Source organism: Acidithrix sp. C25, assembly GCF_904848545.2.
Map to the genome: position 1 here is coordinate 88,879 of NZ_CAJHCI020000004.1, position 25,221 is coordinate 114,099.

The 25,221-nt window shown below is 46.2% G+C and carries 22 protein-coding genes and 1 riboswitch; of the genes, 15 read left to right on the plus strand and 7 right to left on the minus strand.

Translation table 11 applies throughout. The features are described 5' to 3' along the window. Positions 1 to 408: 408 nt before the first annotated feature. Positions 409 to 621: a hypothetical protein gene (locus ACIDITHRIX25_RS000000103220; protein WP_201733648.1), complete on the minus strand. Its 213-nt coding sequence runs from the start codon at positions 619 to 621 to the stop codon at positions 409 to 411. A 72-nt stretch (positions 622 to 693) separates the two neighbouring features. Between ACIDITHRIX25_RS000000103220 and ACIDITHRIX25_RS000000103225 the strand changes: the two genes are divergently transcribed. From ACIDITHRIX25_RS000000103225 to ACIDITHRIX25_RS000000103240, 4 genes are all read left to right on the plus strand, one after another. Beyond that, complete coding sequence (locus ACIDITHRIX25_RS000000103225; RefSeq protein ID WP_201733649.1) at positions 694 to 1,017, plus strand: hypothetical protein; 324 nt, start codon at positions 694 to 696, stop codon at positions 1,015 to 1,017. A 33-nt stretch (positions 1,018 to 1,050) separates the two neighbouring features. After that, complete coding sequence (locus ACIDITHRIX25_RS000000103230; RefSeq protein WP_201733650.1) at positions 1,051 to 2,046, plus strand: hypothetical protein; 996 nt, start codon at positions 1,051 to 1,053, stop codon at positions 2,044 to 2,046. A 33-nt stretch (positions 2,047 to 2,079) separates the two neighbouring features. After that, on the plus strand, positions 2,080 to 2,952 hold the full coding sequence (locus tag ACIDITHRIX25_RS000000103235; protein ID WP_213333499.1) for a hypothetical protein: 873 nt from the start codon (positions 2,080 to 2,082) through the stop codon (positions 2,950 to 2,952). Between the two features lie 631 nt (positions 2,953 to 3,583). Then, positions 3,584 to 3,777, plus strand: a riboswitch (cobalamin riboswitch). 38 nt (positions 3,778 to 3,815) lie between these two features. Then, a complete protein-coding gene (locus ACIDITHRIX25_RS000000103240; RefSeq protein WP_201733652.1) occupies positions 3,816 to 5,282 on the plus strand; it encodes a purine-cytosine permease family protein in 1,467 nt (488 codons plus the stop codon). 553 nt (positions 5,283 to 5,835) lie between these two features. Here ACIDITHRIX25_RS000000103240 and ACIDITHRIX25_RS000000103245 read toward each other — a convergent pair. After that, positions 5,836 to 7,713 (minus strand): G1 family glutamic endopeptidase, encoded by a 1,878-nt coding sequence (locus ACIDITHRIX25_RS000000103245; protein WP_201733653.1) that lies wholly within the window; start codon positions 7,711 to 7,713, stop codon positions 5,836 to 5,838. A 751-nt stretch (positions 7,714 to 8,464) separates the two neighbouring features. Here ACIDITHRIX25_RS000000103245 and ACIDITHRIX25_RS000000103250 point away from each other — a divergent pair. Next, entirely contained in the window at positions 8,465 to 8,662 is a 198-nt protein-coding gene (locus ACIDITHRIX25_RS000000103250) for a hypothetical protein (protein ID WP_201733654.1), read from the plus strand. Positions 8,663 to 8,965: 303 nt separating this feature from the next. Here ACIDITHRIX25_RS000000103250 and ACIDITHRIX25_RS000000103255 read toward each other — a convergent pair whose 3' ends face one another. After that, a complete protein-coding gene (locus tag ACIDITHRIX25_RS000000103255) occupies positions 8,966 to 9,406 on the minus strand; it encodes an SRPBCC family protein (protein ID WP_052606950.1) in 441 nt (146 codons plus the stop codon). A gap of 536 nt (positions 9,407 to 9,942) precedes the next feature. Between ACIDITHRIX25_RS000000103255 and ACIDITHRIX25_RS000000103260 the strand changes: the two genes are divergently transcribed. Both ACIDITHRIX25_RS000000103260 and ACIDITHRIX25_RS000000103265 read left to right on the plus strand, forming a co-directional pair. Next, positions 9,943 to 10,344, plus strand: a complete 402-nt coding sequence (locus tag ACIDITHRIX25_RS000000103260) for a hypothetical protein (RefSeq protein ID WP_052606949.1) — start codon at positions 9,943 to 9,945, stop codon at positions 10,342 to 10,344. Continuing rightward, on the plus strand, positions 10,344 to 11,105 hold the full coding sequence (locus tag ACIDITHRIX25_RS000000103265) for a hypothetical protein (protein ID WP_052606948.1): 762 nt from the start codon (positions 10,344 to 10,346) through the stop codon (positions 11,103 to 11,105). The genes ACIDITHRIX25_RS000000103260 and ACIDITHRIX25_RS000000103265 overlap by 1 nt, the downstream gene beginning before the upstream one ends. Before the next feature lie 578 nt (positions 11,106 to 11,683). On the opposite strand, the gene ACIDITHRIX25_RS000000103270 is transcribed toward ACIDITHRIX25_RS000000103265, so the two are convergent. Next, entirely contained in the window at positions 11,684 to 12,604 is a 921-nt protein-coding gene (locus ACIDITHRIX25_RS000000103270) for a serine hydrolase domain-containing protein (protein ID WP_201733655.1), read from the minus strand. Positions 12,605 to 12,973: 369 nt separating this feature from the next. Here ACIDITHRIX25_RS000000103270 and ACIDITHRIX25_RS000000103275 point away from each other — a divergent pair, with 369 nt between their 5' ends. The 5 genes from ACIDITHRIX25_RS000000103275 to ACIDITHRIX25_RS000000103295 all read left to right on the plus strand — a co-directional run bounded on the left by ACIDITHRIX25_RS000000103275 (position 12,974) and on the right by ACIDITHRIX25_RS000000103295 (position 18,381). Further along, entirely contained in the window at positions 12,974 to 13,789 is an 816-nt protein-coding gene (locus ACIDITHRIX25_RS000000103275) for a winged helix-turn-helix transcriptional regulator (protein WP_201733656.1), read from the plus strand. A gap of 146 nt (positions 13,790 to 13,935) precedes the next feature. Then, complete coding sequence (locus ACIDITHRIX25_RS000000103280) at positions 13,936 to 14,298, plus strand: hypothetical protein (protein WP_201733657.1); 363 nt, start codon at positions 13,936 to 13,938, stop codon at positions 14,296 to 14,298. An 860-nt stretch (positions 14,299 to 15,158) separates the two neighbouring features. Further along, positions 15,159 to 17,531 (plus strand): putative bifunctional diguanylate cyclase/phosphodiesterase, encoded by a 2,373-nt coding sequence (locus tag ACIDITHRIX25_RS000000103285; RefSeq protein ID WP_201733658.1) that lies wholly within the window; start codon positions 15,159 to 15,161, stop codon positions 17,529 to 17,531. Between the two features lie 2 nt (positions 17,532 to 17,533). Then, positions 17,534 to 17,998: a DUF4383 domain-containing protein gene (locus tag ACIDITHRIX25_RS000000103290; RefSeq protein ID WP_201733659.1), complete on the plus strand. Its 465-nt coding sequence runs from the start codon at positions 17,534 to 17,536 to the stop codon at positions 17,996 to 17,998. 170 nt (positions 17,999 to 18,168) lie between these two features. Beyond that, positions 18,169 to 18,381, plus strand: a complete 213-nt coding sequence (locus ACIDITHRIX25_RS000000103295; RefSeq protein WP_213333500.1) for a hypothetical protein — start codon at positions 18,169 to 18,171, stop codon at positions 18,379 to 18,381. 234 nt (positions 18,382 to 18,615) lie between these two features. Here ACIDITHRIX25_RS000000103295 and ACIDITHRIX25_RS000000103300 read toward each other — a convergent pair whose 3' ends face one another. From ACIDITHRIX25_RS000000103300 to ACIDITHRIX25_RS000000103310, 3 genes are read right to left on the minus strand one after another with little or no spacing between them, the layout of a single operon-like run. Beyond that, positions 18,616 to 19,884: a BREX system ATP-binding domain-containing protein gene (locus ACIDITHRIX25_RS000000103300; RefSeq protein ID WP_249685846.1), complete on the minus strand. Its 1,269-nt coding sequence runs from the start codon at positions 19,882 to 19,884 to the stop codon at positions 18,616 to 18,618. Between the two features lie 2 nt (positions 19,885 to 19,886). Continuing rightward, complete coding sequence (locus ACIDITHRIX25_RS000000103305; RefSeq protein WP_052605267.1) at positions 19,887 to 20,906, minus strand: BREX system ATP-binding domain-containing protein; 1,020 nt, start codon at positions 20,904 to 20,906, stop codon at positions 19,887 to 19,889. Further along, positions 20,903 to 21,694: a hypothetical protein gene (locus ACIDITHRIX25_RS000000103310; protein ID WP_201733662.1), complete on the minus strand. Its 792-nt coding sequence runs from the start codon at positions 21,692 to 21,694 to the stop codon at positions 20,903 to 20,905. The genes ACIDITHRIX25_RS000000103305 and ACIDITHRIX25_RS000000103310 overlap by 4 nt, the downstream gene beginning before the upstream one ends. 1,191 nt (positions 21,695 to 22,885) lie before the next feature. Between ACIDITHRIX25_RS000000103310 and ltrA the strand changes: the two genes are divergently transcribed. The 3 genes from ltrA to ACIDITHRIX25_RS000000103325 are packed head-to-tail and all read left to right on the plus strand — an operon-like array spanning position 22,886 to position 25,202. After that, entirely contained in the window at positions 22,886 to 23,818 is a 933-nt protein-coding gene (ltrA, locus tag ACIDITHRIX25_RS000000103315) for a group II intron reverse transcriptase/maturase (RefSeq protein ID WP_201733663.1), read from the plus strand. 29 nt (positions 23,819 to 23,847) lie between these two features. Further along, the gene (locus ACIDITHRIX25_RS000000103320) at positions 23,848 to 24,789 is read left to right on the plus strand and encodes an IS1595-like element ISAxf1 family transposase (protein WP_052604138.1); all 942 of its coding nucleotides are present in this window, start codon (positions 23,848 to 23,850) and stop codon (positions 24,787 to 24,789) included. A 5-nt stretch (positions 24,790 to 24,794) separates the two neighbouring features. Next, positions 24,795 to 25,202 carry a group II intron maturase-specific domain-containing protein gene (locus tag ACIDITHRIX25_RS000000103325; protein WP_201733664.1) on the plus strand — a complete coding sequence of 136 codons (408 nt, stop codon included), beginning with the start codon at positions 24,795 to 24,797 and terminating at the stop codon, positions 25,200 to 25,202. The last annotated feature ends 19 nt before the right edge of the window (positions 25,203 to 25,221 follow it).

A 25,221-nucleotide genomic window follows, 5' to 3' on the forward strand; every position in this document is an offset into this window, starting at 1 on the left:
TTATTGATAGACATCTCGAAACGAATTATTCTTTTCCATCACGTATTCAATGCTCGCAACTCAAATTTTTGATAGGATCTATTCAATGGTTACTCCCTAAGATTAGCGATGGAAATCTTGCTTATCTTAAAGAGGCTTAAGGCTTACTGGAGGGCCTGGGTAGGTCATGGCTGATGGTTTTGAAAAATCCATACAAAAATTTCAATTCCAACATCATCTCTCGAACTCATTGACCTCCGCCATCATTTCAACTCGAGAAACTGTAATAAAATCGACTCAAGGTGATAGACAAATACCGGCGTTACCAATAGGTCCTGAATCTGACCGTTTTAATAGAAAGATACACTCCTTGAAGCCAAGCCATGATCAATCTACATACCGTCTTAGCTAAAGATATAGCCTCAAAAGTTAAGCCTGAAGACAAAGCCACGCATCCCGCTCCATCTGAGCTCGAGCAAATTCACGCCAAACGAACATCTTTGTGTAGCGATGGTGAATGTAGTGTCCCTTGGGTTCGTCATATCCGATCCGATGTAACGCAGAGATAGCCCCGACCCTACCTATGGCATCTTCAAAGCGACTTGGGTGCAATTTAGGTAGTGAAGCTGCTGAAATAAACACAAAGCATTAAGCACTACACCTTCACAATATTTTAAGGTAGTTGATAGCTGTCGCCAAGAAAGGCAAACCGATATGAGTGAGGTTTTCGAACAATTCAATGCCGGGCCATATGATCTTTGGCAGATCTGCGATAGTTCTTTAGATGCGAGCGAGAATATTCTTAGCACTATGAGTGTAATGTCGGAAAATTCCTTACTCGATAGGGGCAATCAAGCCATGATCAGTGATGACTTTCCAACGCCCACGCACCCACCGAGAATAGTTCTTCGACCACTCTCCATAGAGTCGACCACACCTGGAAGCCGAGCCAGCGCCGGCATTCTCTCTCGCCTTGAGCGGGTACTGACTCTCAACCCGAGCCACGAAGGCGAAGCACTCGAAGATCTTGAAATCTAGCTTAGGCGACTTCTAATAGCAGTAAGGATTGCTATGATTGGCTTCCCAATCTTTGGTCTACTTGCTTATTTTGGCCAATACGCCCATCCCTATCTCGTCGCCGGCGGAATCGCAGTAGCAATTCTTGGCGGGTGTTGTGAAATTTCACTTTTGCGAAAGGGAGCACAACTCGGCGGACGCATCATCCTCCCCTTTGACTTAGCTATCATCGCCATCGTGGCTCTACTTAGCATCATTGGCGCAGGACCACTCGGAAGGAGGCATGGCCTCGATGGCTTTACCCCATATGTAATGATGATCGCTGGCCTTGCCGGAATTGGTGCCGGAATGTCCTGGCGTGGAATAACGATCACCGCAATTGCAGGGGCAATTTGGGCCGTAATGCCTTTAGGAAGAGGAGCAATTATCTGGAATGACGAAGGGGGTTTTCTCCTTTGGCTCATATCAGGATCACTCGTCGCCGCCGCGTTACGCCTCTTTGCCACGCGGCTCGACCAAGCTGTAGCGGATCGGATCATAGCAGAACGAGCGGCAGAAAGAGCCGAACAAGAACATTGGATCCACGAGGACCTCATAGGTCTATGTGAAAGACTTGCACACGGAACCAGTGCGCCTGGAGATCGCCGGCTTGCCAGAAGAATCGCTGACCGTGCACGCGTTGGCGTTCTTGGGGATGCCCGATCCCATTCCGGAATAGTCGAAGGCCTCTCCGATCTACGCGACCAAGCCGTTCAGCTAGGAGCACGCCTTGAAGTCGTCCCACTCATAATACAAGAGCCACCGCTGACCATTACAGAAACCGCCCTGCGGCTGCTCGAGGGTTTTCTTGGCAACGCAGTTCATGACGGCGGAGCTACCGTCTGTGAACTAGCGGTAGAATCCGACCAAATGAGCCTCAACATGCACCTCTTGGGCCATGGATTGGGATTCGATCCAAGACACACCAAGTGGTCTCCACACACACACAATAAGACTAGTCAACGATGCCCGTTCGGTGAACTTGCAGATAAGCGTGCAAAGCGACCCTGATCTGGGAAGCCGATGGGAATTGAGATGGCAAGCATGAATCAACAATCGAGAGTTAAACACACTCAAGAGTTAAGGGACGATTGTGTCGGTAAACGTGCACTCGTGATCGACAACGACGCAACAGCCGCTCTCGGACTGAGCGTTGCGCTTGAACGTCTAGGAGTAAGCGTCGTCGCTGAGATCTCTCGGATTGAAGAGTCCGTTGACTATCCCGCCGAAATCGTCTGCTGCGACCTTGTTTTAAGTCGAGAAGGACGCGCGCTTCAAGGAGCCGCCGGCGTTGCTGAACTGGTTTCACAAGGTAGAAATATCCTAGCTCTTTCCAGTGTAGCTCGCGCCAACGAGGTGGGCGATGTTATCGGCGTTGGCGCACTAGGTTTTATAGACCGAGACAATTTAGACTGGGGGGACTTTGGCATTGCAGTTGGTGATATCAGCAGTGGCCAACGCCATCTTTCACGCTCGCTAGCGGCACGACACCTCTCCGACATCAATGATCGGCCCCTTCCCGGCAACTTTGAGCTCTCCCAAAGCTCGAAGCACTTACTTGAGGAACTCTTCGCCAAAGGCGACGAGGTTCTCAGGGCCATTCCCACCCAAGAGCTTGATGCCATAACAAGTCAAATTTGGTCAACGTGGTCGCGCCGTACGATCCGTTATCGGCTGAACCTTAGCAAGCGTTACCTTGAGCTTCTCCGTCGATTTCACGATGGTGCAAGCCCTGAAGCAATAGCCAAAGCTATGAATGTCTCGATCGGTACCGTCCATGCGGACCAAGATCGCATCAAAGCAGCCCTTCTTGCCACCTACGGAAAAGACTTAAGGCGAGAGGCTGCTTGTCGGCTCGTCTGGCAACTTGTCGACGGGCAACTGAGGTGGGGGGATAGAAGCGGTGAGTTAAAATGACATTGCAACTATCTGGATAATCCACTACTCCCTCCCCCAAACTAGATCAGCACTAAAAGAAGAAAAACTCTAGGGCAAAGATGTAAAACATTGCTCTGCCAATATCTAGCGACCAAACAAGAAGGTCACCTACCTAATCTTTAACCGTGGGGACCCGCCAGCACTACCGTAGAAATAGGCGACAGTACCGCTGACATAAGACTGCTCAAGGGGAATCTATTGGACTACTAGGTCTGTTACTTTTGACTAACTACCATGCAAACTTGCGAAGCCTCTGTGGGTTTCATCGCAATCAGGTTGCCTAAAGTAATAACTTCCCTCAGTTCAGCTATCTACCCGTTGCATTGAGGTCTAGATAAAAGAGTTAGACAGGCGCTGGCATGTCACCAATCCCGGCCTCAATAAATCCGTGGTACTAATCACGCCTTGGTGGAACCGTGAAACCCCCGATATCGCTTATATCAAAACCCACATAAGGCCCTTCGCTCAGACCAAGACAAAATAGTCAATTGGATACATTAGATCTTCAGGGTCAACGCCAAAAAGTCGTACTATCCAAAGCTTCAAGTCCCCAATAGATCAAATTACTGCCTTTAAAGATTTGCGCAAGCGCCTAGTGAATGGTATCGTCTCTACTACGTTGTCACGAGGTGCCCAAATCGGTCTTTGACCGAGGGAGAATCGGGAACTAGGTGAAACTCCTAGGCGGGCCCGCCACTGTAAACGGAGAGTCTATGTTCAATATGCCACTGAGAATTCCTCGGGAAGGCGAACAGTGACGTTTGATCCGCAAGCCAGGAGACCGGCCTCGATGATTTCGTAAACTACCCCTGGAAGCGGTAGTCAACCTTAAGGGTATAACTGTGTCACTTCTTTCGAGAGTAAAGACGTCACTAGAAAGTCAGCAGTTGTCAAAGACAACTCCAAACCAAAGATGGAAGCCCGAGACCTACGGTCTTGGAGCTATCTACGACCATGACCGAATCTCAAAACCTCGAGATCTGATCTGGATTTGGATGGCTGCGAACATCGGACTCGTTGCCGTCGTATACGGGGCAATAATGGCCGCAATGGCACTCGATCCCCTCCAAGCGATCATCCTCGCGATAATCGCGTCAATTGGATCATTCATTCCAGTTGGTCTACTGAGCATCTCGGGAAAACGTTACGGCGAACCCATGCTCGGCCTGTCCGTAAGAGTCTTCGGCAACAAATTCAACAAAGGACCCGCCTTCGCTAGTTGGCTCAGCCTATTGGGTTGGGAGACAATTACAGCAGTCATTGCGACCGAAGCCATCGAATCATTCCTTGGTAGCCACTCTTCTAGCCACAAAAATGAATTATCCATTCTGATCCTCACCGCCATAACAATTATCTCCTTATTAGCCAGTCGCCTAGGCCATAGAGCGATAGTCACTATTCAAAAGATCATTGCATGGATCTTCGGGTCAGCTACAGTCTTACTAATATTGGAAGTCGGTAACAAAACCGCCCTGGGCGTCTCTAATCAAGCGCATCCCGCGCCACTCACCTCAGTTTTGGCATCAGCCTCAATAATTGCAGCAAGTGGAGGGATTTCTTGGCTAAATGCAAGCGCTGACTATTCCCGATATCTTCGACGAACTGAACCTTCGTTTAAAGTAACGATTTACACAGCGCTGGGAGCTGGGATCCCATTTTCGATATTAATAATCTTTGGCTATCTGCTCGCCAAGTCGATTCCTTCGTTGGCTGGAAGTGAAAATCCAATACACGCTCTTGGCGTCTTACTTCCAACTTGGATGGTTGGCCCATATATCACACTGGCTATTGCTGGATTGATAGCCCAAATGATCCTTGGCCTTTATTCTTCGGGCCTAAGCCTACTGGCTCTTGGCATTCGGACCAAGCGCACCAAGACCGTGTTCGTTGATGCTGCTATAGTCGTCGCATTGGGAGCTTGGATTGTAACAAAACCAGGACCGATCCTTACAACCTTGGTGAGTCTGGTGGAACTCTTAGCTGTGCCAATTAGCTCATGGGCCGTCGTCTTTGCAATCGGAATCATTGCCGAAAATGGCTCCATGATCCAAAAAAGTGGTTTCATCAGTCGTTGGAATTCGTTCGTATCTTGGATTACAGGGACATTCGCAGGATTAGCATTGACCAACTCTTCGGTCTTTAGTGGCCCATTTGGCAATGGCACCATTGGAAAAGATAACTTAGGATTCGTAGTTGGCGCTATGGTAGCACTCGGGTTATATGTGACCGTAAGCACTTTGGATCGACACTTCAAAAAAGATAAAGAGCCCTTATCGGTTGTCGCCTTGACAAACGAAGCCCGACTCTGAACACCGAGCCGAGATAAAAAAGTCGAGTTAGAAAAAATCGAGTTAGAAAAAGTCAAGGCAATTGAGGTAAATGTGATCGGAATCCACATCAGACCTTCTCAGTCAAACATTTGGCCAAGGTTCTCTTGTCCCAAATAACCTCTATCAACTCTGGCTTCTTCTTCGGACAGGGACGTTTGGCAAGAAAAGTCAAATTCCAATTATCGTTTAACTCTCTGATTTGAAATGCAACTCTTCAATCTCAGCTTCCAAAAGTTCGAACCAATTGATAGCAAAAGCTAACTCGCAACCACCAGCATTAGTCATCCAGGTGGACCAAGATCCAAGGAGTAAATCAAAGGCACTACGTCATAGGCACTACGTCATAGGTGCTACGTCATAGGTGCTACGTTTTGCACAAGGAGCAAATACTTCCCAAAACTTGTGCCTCTCGGTCTATGTACGTATTATCAAATCTCAACATAGCACCTTCTTCAAGAACACCTTGGGATGCGGTTTCTTGCCCAGACGATAGCATATCCCGGCAAGAAACCGCCCAAGGGCATAAGAGCAGCTAGAAGTAACTAACGGTGAACGAGCCAGAGGAGGAGATCGGCCCCGGCGAAGCAACCAACGAACCACCTTGATACATATCAAAAGGAATCAAGGAATTCAAAGTTGCCGAAGTCGATCTACTCGCATTCACAAACTTAACATCGCTAAAGGGTGTCAAAGTAGCAACTGAACCATTGATCTGAGGCGCCTCTACGATCCACTCGGCCGAACTAGCAGGCCCGCTATAAGAAGATACGGTGGAAAAACTCTCTCCATTTGTAGTATCCGTAACGTTGATCTGCCATTGCCCACCAGACACCTGAGAAATGGAAACCGCAACAGAATCACCTGGTGAAACGTTGATCGATGAGATCGGGGTAGCGGACGCTGGTAGCACTTCCCACCAAGCATAGAGCTGAACCTGATTGCTACCTACTACCGGTTGCTCGGCAATTCCAGCCTGAATCAAATTTTGATTAGACGAAGGATAGCCATCAACGCCAACCCAAACAGATGAAGCACAATTTTGACTAACCTGTCCTGGAGTCCCTAGGTTACAATTGGCCGGCAATGCAGATGGAATGGCGGGAACATTAAATGTTGCGCTTACCCCTGTGAATCCACTTCCACTTGCAATATAACCCGCCCAATTAGTCGACCTGTTGCCAACAACCATCGGCAATGAAGATGACGCAGAGACACCACTGGCGTCTACAACACTAAGAGATATTGTGAATACCCCATAAGCAAGTGGTATTCCACTAATAACCCCAGTAGAAGAAAGTGCTAACCCAGGCGGCAGACCCGAACCACCCCACGTATAGCCACCAACTCCTCCACTTGCACCAAGTTGAAAGGAATAGTTCAAACCAACCACCGCTCCAGAAATCGAAGTCGTGGTTACCGCTAATGTGGAATTGCCAAGAGGTGTGGTTGGAGTACCTCCTACCGAAGTCGACGGCGCACTACTCGATGGAACAATCATTCCAACTATTGGCTTATTGAGTGGTATTGATCCAGCGGATCCATAGAAACCTGCATCTCCATAGGTGAAGATTCCACCGTCGCTTGCGACCAACCAATAGCCTTTTCCATCTGGAGTAGATGCCATTCCAACTATTGGCTTATTTAGTGGTAGGGCTCCGGCTGAACCGTAAAAGCCAGCATCTCCATAGGTGAAGATTCCACCGTCGCTTGCGACCAACCAATAGCCTTTTCCATCTGGAGTAGATGCCATTCCAACTATTGGCTTATTTAGTGGTAGGGCTCCGGCTGAACCGTAAAAGCCAGCATCTCCATAGGTGAAGATTCCACCGTCGCTTGCGACCAACCAATAGCCTTTTCCATCTGGAGTAGATGCCATTCCAACTATTGGCTTATTGAGTGGTAGGGCTCCAGCTGAACCATAAAAGCCTGCGTCTCCATAGGTGAAGATTCCACCGTCGCTTGCGACCAACCAATAGCCTTTTCCATCTGGAGTAGATGCCATTCCAACTATTGGCTTATTGAGTGGTAGGGCTCCAGCTGAACCATAAAAGCCTGCGTCTCCATAGGTGAAGATTCCACCGTCGCTTGCGACCAACCAATAGCCTTTTCCATCTGGAGTAGATGCCATTCCAACTATTGGCTTATTGAGTGGTAGGGCTCCAGCTGAACCATAAAAGCCTGCGTCTCCATAGGTGAAGATTCCACCGTCGCTTGCGACCAATGAGTAGCCACCAGCGACTGACACAGGGGATGAACTTAGCTTACTAGAGACCAGTCTCTGTCCCATAGGAGGATAGACAATCCCCATGGCACCGACGAACAGCGCCACGACAAAGAAGATTCTACCCACAAAAAGCGCTAAAACACGAGAAGTCAATCTCGACGGGACATTAATTCGATACAACTTCACTTGCCTAAACTCCCCACAAACCCAAAAACGTGCTCAAAAAACTAATCTTTCCTTAGCATTATGTTGAAACACCACAAAGAATATCGACTAGAACGAGCGCGGGGTTCAATCTACATTGACATAAATGCTCGCGTTATCGCAATGTCCAGAGCGGGGATCAATTACTCATACGCAAAACAATAGCTTTCCCCGCATATAAGTCCCACGCTAAGGGAGCGATTCTTACATTTTCAAGAATACCACTTTAAAAACACCATCTAAAAATGAAGCGTAGACTCATATAGCTCAGTTGCGCCTCGCGCATTAAAGCAGTACATCCTTCTCAAGTTCGTAAGTTTTATCCCTAGTGAGATTGGAAAACTCCAAGCTGCTAGTGCTTGAAGGCTCCTAATTAATTGATCCGCTACCTATGTGAGCCCTGTATCCATAATGTAAATATAAAGAAATTGACATGCATTCCAAAAGACCTTCCCGATTGACCCAATAGTAATCAAGCATTGTTCCTGAAGAAGATCGCCGATTAGGACAAATAACTCGGCTAAGACTTTGCTTATGCCACAACCCTAAGTTACCCGTTTAGCAAAAGCACCACCGCACTTCGATCTTCAAGAATACGATTTTCAAGAATTCTTGCACATCGGTACGAATACCTAACGGCAATAAAAGAAGCCGACCTAAAGCCAACAGTGGGTTCCGGAACGGTTGGCACATCTGCTCAGTTTCAGACCGATGGTACCTTGGTACCACCAAAATGATAAAGCTCACCAGACCAATCCAAAAATCACTTTCTCTTTATACCGTAGAATGGGGATCCATCACTAGCAAAAGCCAAGCAGACAAATTCTCTCTGTTCCGAGATGAAGAGTTCCGAGATGAAGAGTTCCGAGATGAAGAGTTCCGAGATGAAGAGTTCCGAGATGAAGAGTTCCGAGATGAAGATAAGGATTAACCCGAAACCAATTGACCAAAGATAGAATATCCATGCAAAGACAGCTAAAGAAAAACCCGATCAAAAAGCCTCCATGCCCTAACAATCATGGCTAGTTGACAAGCAAACCAGTTTATTTAAATATGCATGAGCAACTATAAAACTACAAGATTTAAGCTAATATCCTATCATATTGCGAATCATAATATCAATAGAAACCGACAATTTCAAGCTACATTTCTGTTCATATCCAAATGCTCTCATTATAACTACGTGGTCAAATCAAACCTACATGGTCCAAATGTTGACACTCATTTAGAATTATTAGCTCTCTAAAATTCGCTTGAGATTATCTAGATCTTTCTGAAAAACGATCCGTAAAAGCGGCTTCATCACCCATTGCAATCCAAACCAACTTAAGTAATTGGGAAGAGTGAGATATTCATTCCAGGTAAAAAGTGTCTTCCCTATGCCGTAGTCGCGAAGTTCAAATCTGCCCAAGCCTTTGACTCTTCCTCCATGTGAAATCTCAATCAAGCTACCATCTTGCCATTGCGTCACCAACATAGTGTCCTTGGTTCTTAGGGGACCAAGGCGAGTGTGACAGACAAACTCAAGGCCGACGCCCTCCTGAGCGATGGAAGTTATCTCGATTCGCTCGGCATCTACCATCCATTTTGTATGCGTCCTCACGTCACGGATTGATGAAAAAACATCCTCAGGCACACGAGAAATAATTACTGCACTTCGTATATGAACACTCACTCGGTAAATCCTAGTTGAATCAAAGATCATACGACGATAGAAAAAGATCTGCTAGGCAAGCGAAGATCAAATATTAACTCGAAAAAAAATAAATAAGATATGCTAAAGGTTTGGATCTAGATATTTTAATTTACCCCAGGGACCAAATTCGCACCATCACAATGAGCGCGAAGGCATCAATTACTATCCATATCTACCATCTATCTTGATATAAATATCATCAAAATTCAATCACGTAAAGAGAGACGAGAGCCAGCGGTCTTTGACCTGGGGCCCGATAGCCTCATTCCAAACCACAACATCAAAAACTAGGGTCCATGGTCGTGTAGCTTTCCCCAAGATTAATCTCTAGGACAGAATCCAAAAAATAACCCAAAATATTCACCAAACAAGCACTCCGACAACGGCGCCCCAAAGATAATCAAACAATGTAGGGATCCCTAACCATTCATTGATCCAATCATCACAATTCGATAACACAATCCCTCGAGAATCTAAAGCACTGATCTAAAGCACTGGAAAAGAAAGGAGTAAGAATGAAAAAGAAACCGATCAGATTTTTAGCGACCTTTGGCGTATTAACGGGTTGCGTGCTAGCTGGATGCGGCACTTCAAGTGCGGTCCTAAATCCGGCCGGTTCGGCTCAGGCGGCAAAGACAACGGGAGTTACTACTTCAATCGTTACCCACAATGCAATCGCTCAAAACAGTGGCAATCAGCCAAAACCAACCACAAATCCAATATCGCTGACAAATCTTTCGAATCGACCACAAAGCCTAACACCAACGAGCACTTTAGCGACAAACAATACCTTGGCGGGTACATCCCAGGGCACCCTCCAAAATAATATCCAATCAATCGACGCCCAACTTGCAAAATTGAATGCCGACATCACCTCTGCGAATTCAGATATAAACAACTCAGGATCGGGAAATTAATGAGACCTAAAATAGCAATTCTGTTATCGACCTTAGCGACAACGAGCACAATTATGTTCATGCCAGGAGTAGCCAGCGCAACCTCTTCTAGCGCGGGAACAACAACAAGCAGCAGCTCAGCAATCAATCCTTCGCCAACTACCAATAGTGCACAAAACTTCACATCGGCTCAGTCAGCCTTGGAAACACAGATTCAGGATCGCATTTCCAAGCTTGAAGGACTCAGTTCGAAGATTGCCAGTTCAACGACACTTACTCCTACAGATCGTACGACGCTTAGCGCCTTAGTCGGCAGTAGTTCAACCGGAGATCTAGGCACACTCAACGCGACGCTGACCAAAGTGCAATCGGACACCACAATGGCAGAACTAAAAGCTGATCGCACTGCAGTGATTCCAGATCTTCGCGTCTATGTAGTTGTGGCTCCAGTGGTAAACATCACAGTTACCGCCGATAAAATCACTTATATCAATAGCCTCATCACTTCAATTGAACCTAACGTATCAACCGTGGTGACCGACAATGGGAACTCCGCCACAGACACCACTGCCTACAACCAGATTCAGACCAATGTGACAGCGATAACTTCTAGCATAACGAACATTGATTCCGAACTTGGCTCCCTGACGCCCTCGGCCTTCAACGCCAATCCAACGGGGATCCATAGCCAAGTACTTTCGATGTGGCAAAGCGTAAAGAACGATTGGGCTACATTAAAACAAGATCACCAAGATATCAAAACAATAACAGGAATCGCTTAGTTTACTAAGCCCAGTTGAGTAAAAGGTTGATTTTTGCATCTGCTCAACTTCAGCCTAACTAGTCCCAAGATAAAACAAAAGGTGACTCGTCGATTTGACTCACGAGTCACCTTTTGGATTAAGGAAATCAGCTCTTCGAAAACTGCCCAAACAAATAGCTATCGCTAAATTCAATATGCCACCAAGGGCCAACTCTGGCTATCTTAGAATAAAAAAATAAGAAAACTTTGTCCGCCTAAATCAATGCCACATCGCCTAAGAACGGTTGAAGTTCCAACTTCACCAGGAAGGTCTTTCGGATTCAATCTCGAAGTGTAGCTTATCTAAGCGACAAGCCACGATGTAGCTTTTGATAGTTCAACCCTCCAAAGGAGTAGATAACTCTTTTGCTTCCGGTACCTGGACTAAGATCAATTCCATAACCCGATAGTTCCATCTATTGTCTTTGCATCGCAGTTCCGCCCAATTAGATATGATCTATCATCAAAGACACTAGATCAGCTACCGGAAATTGAAGAGGTCATCCAAAAAACGCCCTAGTTACCACTGCGACTAAAGGCTCTTTTCCGCACCTCTTACTATCGCAGTGATTGAATGATCGCCTTGGATAGCGCTGGCCATTGCACCTTCGCAAATGAATCAAACGGCCGATCAGTCAGCAGTCCAACACAAAGCGATAGACTCGGGTCACACCACAAAAAGGTCCCACTCGCACCAAAATGACCATAGGTCGAGGTCGAGGTCAGCGAGCCACTCCAATGGGGAGACTTTTCACCCTTGACTTCAAAGCCATAGCCCCAGGAGTTATCGTCAAAATAACCATAGCCAGGAAGGATTCCTCCAAGGCCTGGTTGGCTAGCGCTAGAGGCAAAGTCACGACTCCTTAGGCTCACAAGAGTTGGATTCATAACTTCATAGGCAAATAAACTGAGATCGACCACAGATGATACAAAACCAGCAGCAGCCCCCGAACGACCGGCACTTGGAAAGACCGACGAGGAGATCGAAGTATTGCTCAGCGACAGGGGTGCCAGTACTGCCTCATGAACATAATCCTGAAAACCAAAACCCGATAGATACGTCAATATACGTGCCAGAAGCTCAAAGCCGATATTTGAATAGATACGCCTCGATGCAAGCGGCCGCTCAAATGCGATAGAAGCACGTCCCTGCGATAGCACCGAATCTACAATTTCATCCGAAACCACACCGCCACTATCAAACCGGAGCCCACTTCGGTGACTTAGCAAGTCGCCAATGGTAAAATCCAACCCCTCAAAGTGGGTAGACGAAGAGGCCAAGCCTTCCTCAAGAGCAACCAGCCAAGCGTAAGTAGAGAACATCTTGCTCAGCGACGCCAATCGAAAGCTACCGCCAACGTCTCCGAAATACTCTATGGAATGAGCCTGGTCCGGACCCAACGCATCAATTACAAAGCCTCCAAAACCAACGCTATCCCACGTAGAAGTTATCGAATCGATCTTTTCTAGCAACTGCATAACCTATAAAACTAGTTGCCCTTGGTAAAATCTGCAAAAGCTCAACCTGTCAACCGCGTCTAGGAAAACCCTCCGAAAGACCCCTGCCCTAGAAGTGGCAGCTGACCCTAGCTCAAACGGGAAAACAACCTGATCAGATTACAATAGAAACCCACCAACACCCATGGTCTAGCTTGTAGCTCTTATTTAGGCAAGTATTCGGAGTCGTCAACTATGTAGCTCACGGCCTGACTCTTCGTTTATCTTTGGACTCCCTCGCCGAAATCTTTGGACCACCTCGCCGAAATCTTTGGACCACCTGATTCTTTATCTGATTAACTTGCTTTGGCGTCTTAAAAAATGTGGACGCCAAAGGAGGAATGATCATAAATGAGTTCAAAGAAATGGAAGGTGGATATGAAGGATATCCGTAATTTATTGGCTCTTGTAGCCAAGGGTAGTTACAGCAATAGCGAGATAGCAACATCGCTTGGTATCTCACACCAAAGCGTAAGTCGACATCTCGATAGGCTCGCCAAAGCAGGCGTTAGTACCCAAGAGGCATGCGACCTTGACGATGAGGCACTCTCTGCTATCTGCTATCCAAATAGTCCGGGTCCAAAATCCAATGGAGCGGTAATGCCGAATTTGGATGCAATACTCACAGAGCTAGCCAAGCCGAATCCACCAACTCGTAAAGTACTTTTTGACGAGTATTGTGAGCAATTTCCCGATGAGCACTATGGATATTCGCAATTTGGCGAATTTATCCGTCAAGCCAAAAAAGACCGTAGTCTCACGATGCACTTAGAGCATGTACCAGGGGATCAGTTATTGATTGACTTCGCTGGGGATAAGGTGGGAATCTACTCATCGCCAGGTGCTAGTGATCCCGACTACCAAGCCTCTATTTTTGTTGCTACTCTTGCCTTTTCAGGCAAGACATTTATTTGGGCTACCAGATATCAAGATGTATCTTGTGTGATAGATGCAACCGAAAGGGCTCTCTACTTCTTTGGCGGTGTTGTAGGTCGATTAGTCCCAGACAATATGGCTGCAGCGGTAACTACCGCCAAAGGTCCTAAGACTGCGCTGAAGCTAAATAATTCTTTCAAGGAATTTGCCAACCATCTTGGTACTTTAATAGCTCCGACCAGGGTTCGCAGGCCAAAAGATTATCCCGAAGTTTTAGTTATCCCGAATTAATTGCACAAGTCCTATTCAGGGTGTCAAGGGTAGATAAATCTTCGGGATAACCAAAAGATCAAACCCCAAGTGCATTTACCCAAATCACAACATCATCCATACTTATGACACCGGCAACAACGCCGGTTCGAGCTATGGAGAACCAGATGGAGAAACAGCTTTCACTTGAGGATTTGATCGTTTGTACGAGAAAAGCGATTGCTCTCCTTAACCACAGCAAGTCAACGCTGTGGCAGTACAACTACGGCTGGGAAGAACTGCGCTTTTATTTTATTGCCCATGGCTACGACTCATTTTCGATTGACCTGGCAGGTCGTTATGTTGATGAGGCCAGGGAAACCTACGAGCAGGGTGCGCCAAAGATGTGGAAATTCAAGCTATTTCGTCATACTCAGGCAATGCACTTGTACCAAGCAGGGATGCCAACTATCTTGACACTCACCACACCGGAGCGGAATGCAAATCTATCCAAGGAGAGATCCATTGCCTTGGCGGAACGGAGAGAATAACCTCCCAACCAACCAGCTTCACGAAGGCCTTTTCTCATCTCTGCTATAAAAAGGGCTCTCCGGCCCAAAAATGAGTGAGCTTCTCGGCAAACTCTTCGTCACCCTGAAAACTCTCAAATAGCCGCAGTGACGCACTAAGGCGCTGGTCTAGCTTGCACTCAGGCTGATGGAGCCAAGAATACGATCGACTGTAAGGATCGACTGTAAGGATCGACTGTAAGGATCGACTGTAAGGATCGACTGTAAGGATCGACAGACTGCTCCCGGTTCCAAATTCATCCCAGGTCTGGTCGATACCGATTGCATTGGCTATGTCGAGAATTCTGATATAGGGGTGACTCTCTATCAGGATTATTTTTCGCTTATGGCTTGTGAAAGGGGAGTTACCTGCCAGATTACGAATGTCCTCGACGGAGGGCTACTGTCTGGCTTATGGCCCGTCAGTATTGAAAACCCAACGACGCAATGGCGCGTAATCGCATACCGTAGAAGCGTTTTCGGTATGGCAAAAAACACCAAGGGTGAAATCCCAAATTATGGCAAACAGAAACATGAGTTTTCAGATCGAATGGCCCTCGCTATTGCCCAAGTGAAAGCTGATGGAGTCAGGCCTTAAGTTTCTAGCAAGACCGGGGCATTGCATATTTAAAGACCTTGGAGCTGACCTTTTAATAAATTAATCCGCGAATAAAGTACTCGATATCGTCTAAATCAATAAGTCACCTAAACCAATAATAGGAATCACCGTACCAAATGTCGCTTTATCGAACGCCACACACCCAACTAACGATGGTGGCGCTGCACTCCCCTTTTAATTAACTAGGTCAAGGGCGTCTTTGGTTGGGTCGAAGCATACTGTTATGGTTCGACCCAAGTCAAATCGCGAAAAAGTTCGTGAAAATGCGAAAAAGTTCGTATCTATATTTTTGGTCATCAACCTTGCAATTGGCATGGCGATAAGTGTCATCGCCCTCTATTCCAACGTTTCTGCCTCCAACTCCAAGGTGTCAAAGGCCTATTATCTCTGGGCACTCTCCGAGCAAGAGAATTCATTGCTTTTCGGTGCAACTTCGTCGGGTTCACTTTCGACCTCAGCCCAAAGGACATTTCGCTCAATCGATGGTCAATGGAGCTTCGATCTTGCCCAGCTTACGAAGGACAATTTTATGAATAGCAAGGTTCTTTTAGAGGCGCGAGCACTTCACCTTGCGAATATGAAACTTATGACGCTGCTTGGGAGAAAAAATACCTCTCTCGCTCAATCGGTTATTACCACGAAATCCAATCATGACTTAAAAATTCTTCGAAATGCAATTTCCCGAGCAATAAAGCAACAAGAAGCAGTGGCAGCCAGCTTAAAGTTAACAGCCGACTCGGAGACCCTTGTTTTTACCGTCCTTGCGTCAATACTTGCATTGATGCTCTTCTTTAAAATTACAAACACGAAGATTGCAGGTGCGATGCGAGCGAGTCTAGAGCGAGAGGCCGCTCAGACTCGTTATCGAACTTTAATCAATCAGTCCTCGGATCTTCTGATTGTTTTAGACGCACGTTCAACCATAAAATTTGTCGCACCATCCTGGATAAAAAACTTTGGCCATATTGAAGATGATGCCCTTGGATATGATTTTCTTACATTCGTGCATGCCGATGATTGTCTGCGTTTACTGAGCTACCTTGATCTATCGGTGGAGGGTTCAACGGCAGAAGTTGTCTTTCAGATGCTCCATGGGGACGGTTCTTATCGACATATCTCCGCGTTCATCTCAAATTACCTTGATTTGCCAGAAATTGGGGGCATTGTTATTAACGGTCGCGATATTACCGAAAAAAAGGCGCTTGAAGAGCAGCTCATACGAAATACCCTGTACGATCCACTCACCGGTTTACCTAATCGAATCTTACTCAACGAGCGACTCAAAGTAGAGATTCGCAACGAATCAGGATTGATGCCGGCGATATTATTTATCGACCTTGATGATTTTAAGACTATCAACGATTCTTTTGGGCGCGAGGTGGGGGATCAGTTGCTGGTTGGCGTGGCCGATCGAGTCTCTCAATGCATTGGAAAGCACAGGACGCTAGCTCATTTAGCGGGAGACGAATTTGGTGTGCTTTTGAAGCAAAGCGATGATTTAGAACAGATTGCTCGCAACATTATCGATGAGTTCTCGCATCCATTCTTGCTTTCGACCGGAGAGGTGAATATCCGCGCGAGCATAGGTGGAGCACGAGCAACTAGCCGGGAGAACACGGTCGAGGACCTCCTGCGAGATGCCGACGTCGCCATGTACGTAGCCAAAAGAGGCGGGAAAGCATCATTTTCCCTTTTCGACCCCTCGATGCATGCCTCAGTTCGCGATCGTCTGACACTAAAAGGCGATATTCAAGGAGCGATTGATCGTGATGAGTTTGTAGTAATGTATCAGCCCGTGATTGATATGACAACTAACCTTACCGCAGGCGTGGAGGCTTTGGTGCGTTGGCTTCACCCCCAGCGAGGGCTAATTGCGCCAGGGGCATTTATACCTATCGCCGAAGAGAGTCATGCTATCGTCGACATAGATCGAGTCGTCCTGAAAAAAGCAGCCTATCAAGTTGCGAAATGGAATAGACAACGATCCGGTGAAAAACTATCACTGAATGTCAATCTTTCAGTGGTGGAATTACACGAGAAAGATGTCGTGGAGGCCATTGCTAGCGTGTTGAGCGAAAGCAATCTAGACCCCAAGTTATTGATTCTTGAGATAACCGAATCGGTATTCATGGACAACCCCAAGACCCTCATCGGCAAGATCAATCAGATTAAAGCACTGGGGATTCGAATTGCAATTGACGACTTCGGCACTGGATATTCTTCGCTTAGTTTTTTGGAAGAGTTGCCTATTGACGTGCTTAAGATCGATAAATCATTTACAGATCGTTTAGCAAACGGTGATGCATCGATCACCCTCAAGGCGATAGTTCAATTGGGTCGAGCTCTGGGGTTGAAGCTCGTTGTTGAAGGAATAGAAGAGGCCTTCCAGGTAAAAACCTTGCTAGATCTCGGCTGTATCTTTGGTCAAGGATTTCATTTTGCACCTCCACAGACTGGTGATGACTTCGAGGCAAAGTTTCTAAATACAAAGGTAGCTACGCCACGATCGAATAGTTCTCGCAGCCGATTTCGCCCCGATAACAGCAAATCACCGTCCGAAGTAACTCTATCTAGCATTGTTGAAGAGAGGGATTGAAAATGAAAGAGATTTTTAAAGAGATAAGCGGCTCTACCTCCCAAATTTTCGCTGTGGGTGTTGGTCTGTTATACCTCATAATTGGCATTGGGGGATTGGCTTTCGTAGGAGTTCAGAGCTTTCCGCTTTTGCCCCATGGAACGTTCATCATCTTTGGCATGAATCCCTTGCATTGCATAATTCATCTAGTTGTTGGCATCGTATGGTTAGTTGCATCAATTAGATTTGAATGGTCAAAACGGGTCAATATCATCCTAGGTATTGTCTTTGGCACTTTGACCTTACTCGGACTCTTCAATCTTCTTGGCTTTTTAGGAGTTAACGGAATAGGCAATCCTGATAATTTCCTTCATTTGATGACGGGTGCATTCTCTCTGTATTTCGGAACTACGGCAAGCGAAGGTGCAAAACCGATTATGAAGAATCACCGCAGTTCTAACAGCAGTTCAAGCCCATGGGTGCAATAGTGGACTTCAGAGATGTGCCGAGCGTTTCGTTTTGATCATCGCCATATTAGATTCGCTTTAGAGGGCTATCGTATTGCGTAAATTCAGTCTCTATCGAGCCTAGAATCAACGTAGTTATCACTGAAAAAGATAGCCCATAAAAGTGCAAAAATGGATATCTTGGCCTTGTAATGATCTTTGCCTTAAAATCACAAGTTGAAGATCGTTCGATGCAAATATCAATGGCCCTAAAGAACCACAGAGCACACCTATTACTCCCGACTGAAAAGTTTTCGAAGGAGTTGAGATCCCTCGGTTCAGACATCTATCCTAGGGGAATCAAGATGGTTGTTATTCTTGATAAAGATGGTCAGCTACCACTCGTCTCTCCGACTCAGAACTGAAAGAGTATCTGACCTAACTCAATCGTTTAATCACGTCTTTCGCGCCGCTTCGAAAGCCGCCCTATAGCTCATACCTCATGTCATATTTACCATAGGAGTTGGAGCTGCCCCCCAAAAAAAAACAATCTCGAAGAGCCCAAACCCATCAATTGTCGGACGTTTCAGTGTGAGTGCTATCAGCTGGTATTGGGTTTACGACTTCTTTCATTTGCAGCACACGGGGAAAGACTCTAGCTAAGTGCTCTCAAGCAAATCGAACAATTGTGTCAAATCACCGTCTTCCCCATAGTCAATCTCAACCTTGGTTACGGTAGTCTGCGGTATGAAGGTAGGGTCAAGACGGATCAAATCCCACTCATTGATCCACGCTCGCACATACTGACGCATTCTATTTGAGCCCAACCTCTCTAGCCCACCCACATGTGGTGGGTCCCAGTTATAGGCAGCGCCGTGAATTCTTCGAATTGCCTCATAGGTTGCGTTCAATTCATTATCATTTGGAGACTGAAGCTCTGATTGACGACTGCCCAATATCTTCATCCCAGCTATAGCGTCGATTGAAAGCATTGCCTCCTCTAACCGGTCTTTAGCACCTAAGCGTTGGGGAATCTTGTTATAGTCACCCTTACCGATTAGGACTTCTCCTTCAAAGTCGTCCACACTGGTTAGAACCGAGATAATTGGCGAAGGTGGGTACTTTTTCGAACCCTCCACCCAGCGACGAATCTCCGCATAGGACTTTGCCCGTTGCATCAGGGAGTAACGTCCGATCAATTCAACTTCGTCGATCAAAAGCACCCATCCAGAAAAACCCGCCGCATGAATCAAGCGGGATACAAATGCAAATCTATCCAAGGAGAGATCCATTGCCTTGGTGGAACGAAGAGAATAACCTCCCAACCAACCAGCTTCGCGAAGGCGTTTTCTCATCTCTGCTATAGAAAAGGGCTCTCCGGCCCAAAACTGAGTAAGCTTCTCGGCAAACTCCTCATCACCCTGAAAGCTCTCAAATAGCCGCAGTGACGCACTAAGGCGCTGGTCTAGCTTACACTCGGGCTGATGGAGCCAAGAATAGAGCGCGGCATATCGAGGTGAATCAAATTTCAATGCAGCTGCAATCTCATCGATAGCCGATCCAGATCGTTCTGGTACTTTAGCTGAAGCTATCGCCGCGCGAAACATTGCAGTAGGATTGTGAAGCGGAGTCTCTTTGGAGATGACAATCTTTGAGACCACAAAACGTTTGGCCAATGCGACTTCGCCTAGATATTCAAGCAGGTGACTCTTTCCTGATCCAAAACCACCCTTGATGACCATGCCAAGGGAAGATCGATCGCTGGTAGCATCGGAGGTCTCGGTAAGCAAACCTTCAAATCGATCCACAATCGAACGCTGCGTTGTTCCAAGTGCCTTGACACTCTCGCCATTAGGAACTCCAGATCGAAGTGCCTCTATCGCTCGCCGGGCGATCTGTCGTACATCTTCTAAGCTCTCTTGATCCACGTTCAATGCGACACCTCCTTCAAAGTTGCCAAGTTACCATCTAAGAGATCTTGGGAGAGCTCCTCCGCGGTTGAAGAGGAGAGAGAAATAAGAGAAGAGTATGGGTTGTCACGGTTTTTATCTCTCACCTCGTCATAAATCCGCAGCTTAAGGGCTTGATAGGCTGACAGGCCTCGCGAGTCGTCACTCAAAAACTCTGGTGAGATAACGACGATCGTGGCAAAATTAGAAAATTCGTCCGCATTGTCGATGAGTTGGCGTAATGATTCATAGGCATCCATTACTGCATTGCGACTATAAATTATTCCGGGCGACTCAATGTCTGGTTCTTTTCTCAATTTCTGAAATTGACGGATATCGAGCGTCAATAGAAATCCCTCATAGCCATTCGCCACTATCCATCGAGAGAGAGAAAAGAGCATTGCCCTCGCATTCGAACGAGAGATCTTACGAAAGATTAGAGCACTCTTCAATAGAGAGATCTGCCTTAGGGATCCCTCCAGCCAAGCAATTATTGAATCACGCTCTAGTTCTGTAACCTGTCCGCTCTTGAGTTCGTACTGGCAAAGTCGCATCATTGCTATGCGAAACTCTCCAACCATAGAGTAATCTTTGAAGATCCTTTGCTGAAGAACGATATTGATATCGCGTTTAACTTCACGTTCATCAGCCCCATAAGAAAAAGCCAACATCGCTAGAGAAAGATCCTGATCGTCGTTGGGAACTGGATATCCTGCACTATGGGCTGCAATTCTGGTAAAGCTATTTGCTAGCTTTTGCCAATCGATCTGCCTTGCGATACCAAAAAAAATCTGCTCGATCATCTGCACCTTGGAGGTCGCTGAATCAATTCGTGCCACTAAATGTCCACTCGACTGTGCTTGCGAACAGATAGCATCAACGAAGTTAGCCTCTTCACCGGAAGGTGGTAAGACAAACTTTGTCGTAGTACCTCCCCTGGGTATATAGCTCGTTAGATATTCTTGGGAGAAAAACTCGAGATACTTATCGCTATCTATCATTGCGTCACCTCGAAGGAGATTCCTGCGTATAGCTTGATCTGACCACCTTTAGCAACTGTCTCCATCGTGCCGGAACTTCGAGTCATTGCACTTGCTGGCAACTTCAAGACACGGCCACCTCTGGTGGTATCAATTCCACTTTGATCGAGCAGATAGATATCTCGCACAAACTCCGATTTCGTGTAACTCTTAGCAGCTGGAAGAATCGTCAAAACTCTATAGAGATCCACAAGTTTGACAACTGTACCTGCTGGGAGCTCCTTTTCGGCAACTACTAGGTCATAGGCAGTTGCGATCATCTCAATAAATGTTTCTGGCTTTAATCCAAATTGGCGCTTTGAGAGGCTTTTCAATTGAGCAACCAAAAAACTAGGGCGAATCCCCCGCTGTTTCTTCTTTTCAATGATCACTGTTGCATCTGAGGGAGAAAGCGAGATTATTGTCGGATAGGAGAGGAATTTTCCATCGGATTCAATAATCCTTATATCTTCCTCCTCGCAAAGAGAAAATAGTTCCTCCTTGTAAGAGCCCGACTCCATTATCTTTGAGACATCTACTTCAGCAAGGGAACTAAGTTCATCCACCACCGAGCCAATCCCCTCAACCAATGTTTTCAATTCAGTCACAGCAAGGATGTAATCTCGAACTGAACCAGTTTGAGAGGCCTTCTTAGCCTTTTTCCCCCGAGCGCTGATGGAATTTACAATACGAACCAACTCATCAACCGTTGCTTCGGCCATCTCAAAGTGTCGCTCTAGAGAACTATCCTGCTTCAAATTGGGATTCAAACAATCATCCTTTCGATCGCATATGAAAGCGGCTACACATCTAAAAACACGAAAAGTGCAAATGCAAGTTAGTACTACTTTAATGTATCATCCCAGCTAGTCGCCTAGATACAATTTCATACGCACCCTTCGAAATAGGGATCGAATGTAGTTATCTCGTAACGAAACACCAAGAAATGACCTTGATAAAACCGATCCTCCCCAACCGGATAAGATCAAGAAATCAAGCCTCCTTCTTGCACCATTGACAAATCCGCCTAGCGTATCTTTGAGGGAACTCTACAGTCAAATCCAAGGTTTTGGTAGGATCAAACTGTTCTATCACAAATAACATTTCGCTCGCATCTACGAATTGAATTAGAGCTCATCTAAGCTGGAAAATCTATTTAAAAAAACTAACCGCGGCATGGGTATAAGAGTTAATAGAGCCCTTGCCTCTAGGGGTATATGGGGTCGTTCCGTCATCCTATCGCAAGTCAAATGGCTAAAGCTAAGAGTTCATACACTATAGCTGTGGCAATAATCGCCAGAGATGGACCCCAAAAGCCACTAGCCCTACTTTCGGCGTGCGTCATGAATGAAAGAGGTTGTAAATCATGTAGAAGCTGATAACAATCACACTGCAATGCTACATAGATGATGGAGGTAGGCCCTCCGGGATCGCCTTTTGGGAGGAGATTCCAAACCACCGTACGGGGCATTAGCTAAAGACTGTTGTCCAAAGCGGTACGGAAAAGTTAGAGCAATGACTCTTTCAGGTATGAGTTAAGAAGACGAGTGAAAACAAACCACTGACGAAGCGTTCGAAATTGGTATGGATGATGTCGAAACCGAGGGACGTCGAACTTTCGGGACAACTTGGAGACTAACCCAATTAGTGCTCCTTGGGCATCCGGCGTGTAGGTGGCGTGAGCTTAACATCAGGCGTTTATGTGGAACATGAGAACCCAGTCCTAGACGTTCTTGGCTAAGCCCACATGGGCTAAGCCCAAAGATGAGGAAAAACCTACAAGTTGCAGATCAACAAGAGGGAAAGTACCAAATGCCTATGGATTGGGGGCGGACCATCCCGTAGTAGCTACGAAGTCCTTGTAATGAGGATGGAGCCAAGGGGATGGAGTAAACAGCAGATCTAGTTGTAATTGGCAAATGAACAACTTCTCAAGGTAAAAGTTGAGGGGGAGGGATCAAATGACAAGACCACGACAAGAAAAAGCTTTTGATATCGACAAGTACGTCGTACTTAAAGCATACAAAGAGGCAAAAGCCAATCGAGGAGCACCAGGGATTGATAAGCAGTCCATCTCAGTCTTTGAGATGGATCTAAAGAACAATCTCTACCAACTCTGGAATCGAATGGCTTCTGGAAGTTATTTTCCAGCGGCAACTAGATATGTCGAGATAGACAAGTCAGATGGCGGTAAAAGAATCCTAGGTATTCCAACCGTCAAAGATCGCATCGCCCAAGGGGTAGCTAAAGCCTACATAGAGCCAAGATTGGAAGAGGTCTTCCACGAAGACTCCTATGGTTACAGGCCGAATCGCTCAGCCCATGATGCCATTGAAAAAGCACGCAAGAGATGTTGGAAGTACGATTGGGTCATTGATCTAGATATCAAGGCCTTCTTCGACACAATAGATCATGAACTGCTGCTAAAAGCTGTCTCTATGCACGTATCAGAGCCATGGATAATTCTCTACATCAAACGTTGGTTGAAAGCTCCAATGCAAAACAAAGATGGACAACTAATAGATCGAGAGCAAGGATTACCCCAAGGCGGGGTGATTTCTCCGATTTTGGCGAATCTGTTCTTACATTACGCTTTTGACAAATGGATGGTAAAGAACTTCCCGGATGCCCCGTTTGAACGATACGCGGATGACCTTTTGGTACATGTGAAAACAAAGAAACGAGCCGAAGAGATCCTAGAGGCTATAGGTCAGAGAATGACGCAGGTCAAGTTGGAGTTACATCCACAAAAGACCAAAATCGTCTATTGTAAGGACTCCAACCGTAAAGGAGAGTTCGAACAAATACGCTTTGACTTTCTAGGATTTACCTTCATACTTATCAAGTTTCGTAAGTTTCGCCTCCACCGAGACCAGATTGGAGCTAATCTTTAGTAGAACAGATGTTCGATTAAGGAGGCATGGTGGATATCTCAGGCTTTATGGTACGCTTCGCTTCAGAGGAAGCATGTGAAGATCATTTGATCAAATTGCGGTGGAAAGAGGGATTTAGATGCCCAAAGTGTGACTCTGACCAGTTTACCTTAATCAGGCCAAACCATCGAAGAAATGCAGCATCTCGAGCTCCACTTTTTCAATGTAAATCTTGTCACCGTCAAACTAGCGTTACCTCCGGAACCATCTTCCATCGAAGCCATATCTCTTTATCCAAGTGGTTCTCCGCTATCTATCTATTGTCCAACGACAAGCGTGGTCTTTCGGCTACTACCATTGCTAAATTCGTTCAAGTATCTTATTCGACTGGCTGGTTGATGCTAAATAAGCTACGAAAAGCAATGGCTGACCGAAATGGTTTATATAAACTTGGAGGAAACGTCCAGGTAGATGAGTTCTTTTTAGGTGGTGAGAGCCATGGCGAAGGCAGAAGAGGAAAGGGAACAAAACAAACCAATGTCCTAATTGGAGTGTCGATTAGCAATGGTGCTCCTACTCATTGCTTCATGGAAGTAATCAAAGATACCACTGCTAAATCATTCAAAGATGTTTTTGTGAGACGTTTAGATTCCGATACCAAGCTGATAAGTGATGGTAACCCAAGTTACGGGGTATGTGCTCGAGACCTTGGACTAGCGCATTCGATCACTCTATCCAAAGACGAACAAGCACATGTAACATTCAAATGGCTCAACATCCTGATAGGGAACTGCAAGAAATTTATCGACGGAACATACCACGGACGTGAGGAACATAAGCAACTTTACCTCGAGGAATTCGCATACCGATTCAACCGAAGGCACTTTGAAATGTCCTTGGTAGAGCGACTTCTCAATACATGTGTGTTTGCGTCTCCACATCCGCTACTCCGCGAATCTGATTCCAAAATGGCTCTTGCTTACGAAACTTGATAAGTATGTTTACCTTTGCACCACGCTACGCCCGCAATAAGTTCAAGCAGCAGTTTAACAACTTCCTGCCAGCGGCTTCAGATAAAGCGGTAGAAGAAATGGGCAGAGAACTTAGGCGGTTTCGTATTCACCTCCAAACAGGCCAAACCATAGCCGAACTCGCCAGGCTTTACAACCCGGTGATCTTAGGCTGGATCAACTACTATGGACGCTTCTACAAATCCAGATTAGGCCAACTCCTCCGACGTATCAATATCTATTTGATTAGATGGGCACGCAAAAAGTACAGGCGACTTAGCATACGAGCAAATGCTTGGAAATACCTATCTCAAATAGCCGAACGTGAACCCAATCTTTGGGCTCACTGGTCATTTGGGGTAATACCAAAAGTCGGTTCGCTAGGAGCCGTGTGAATTGAGAGGTTCACGCACG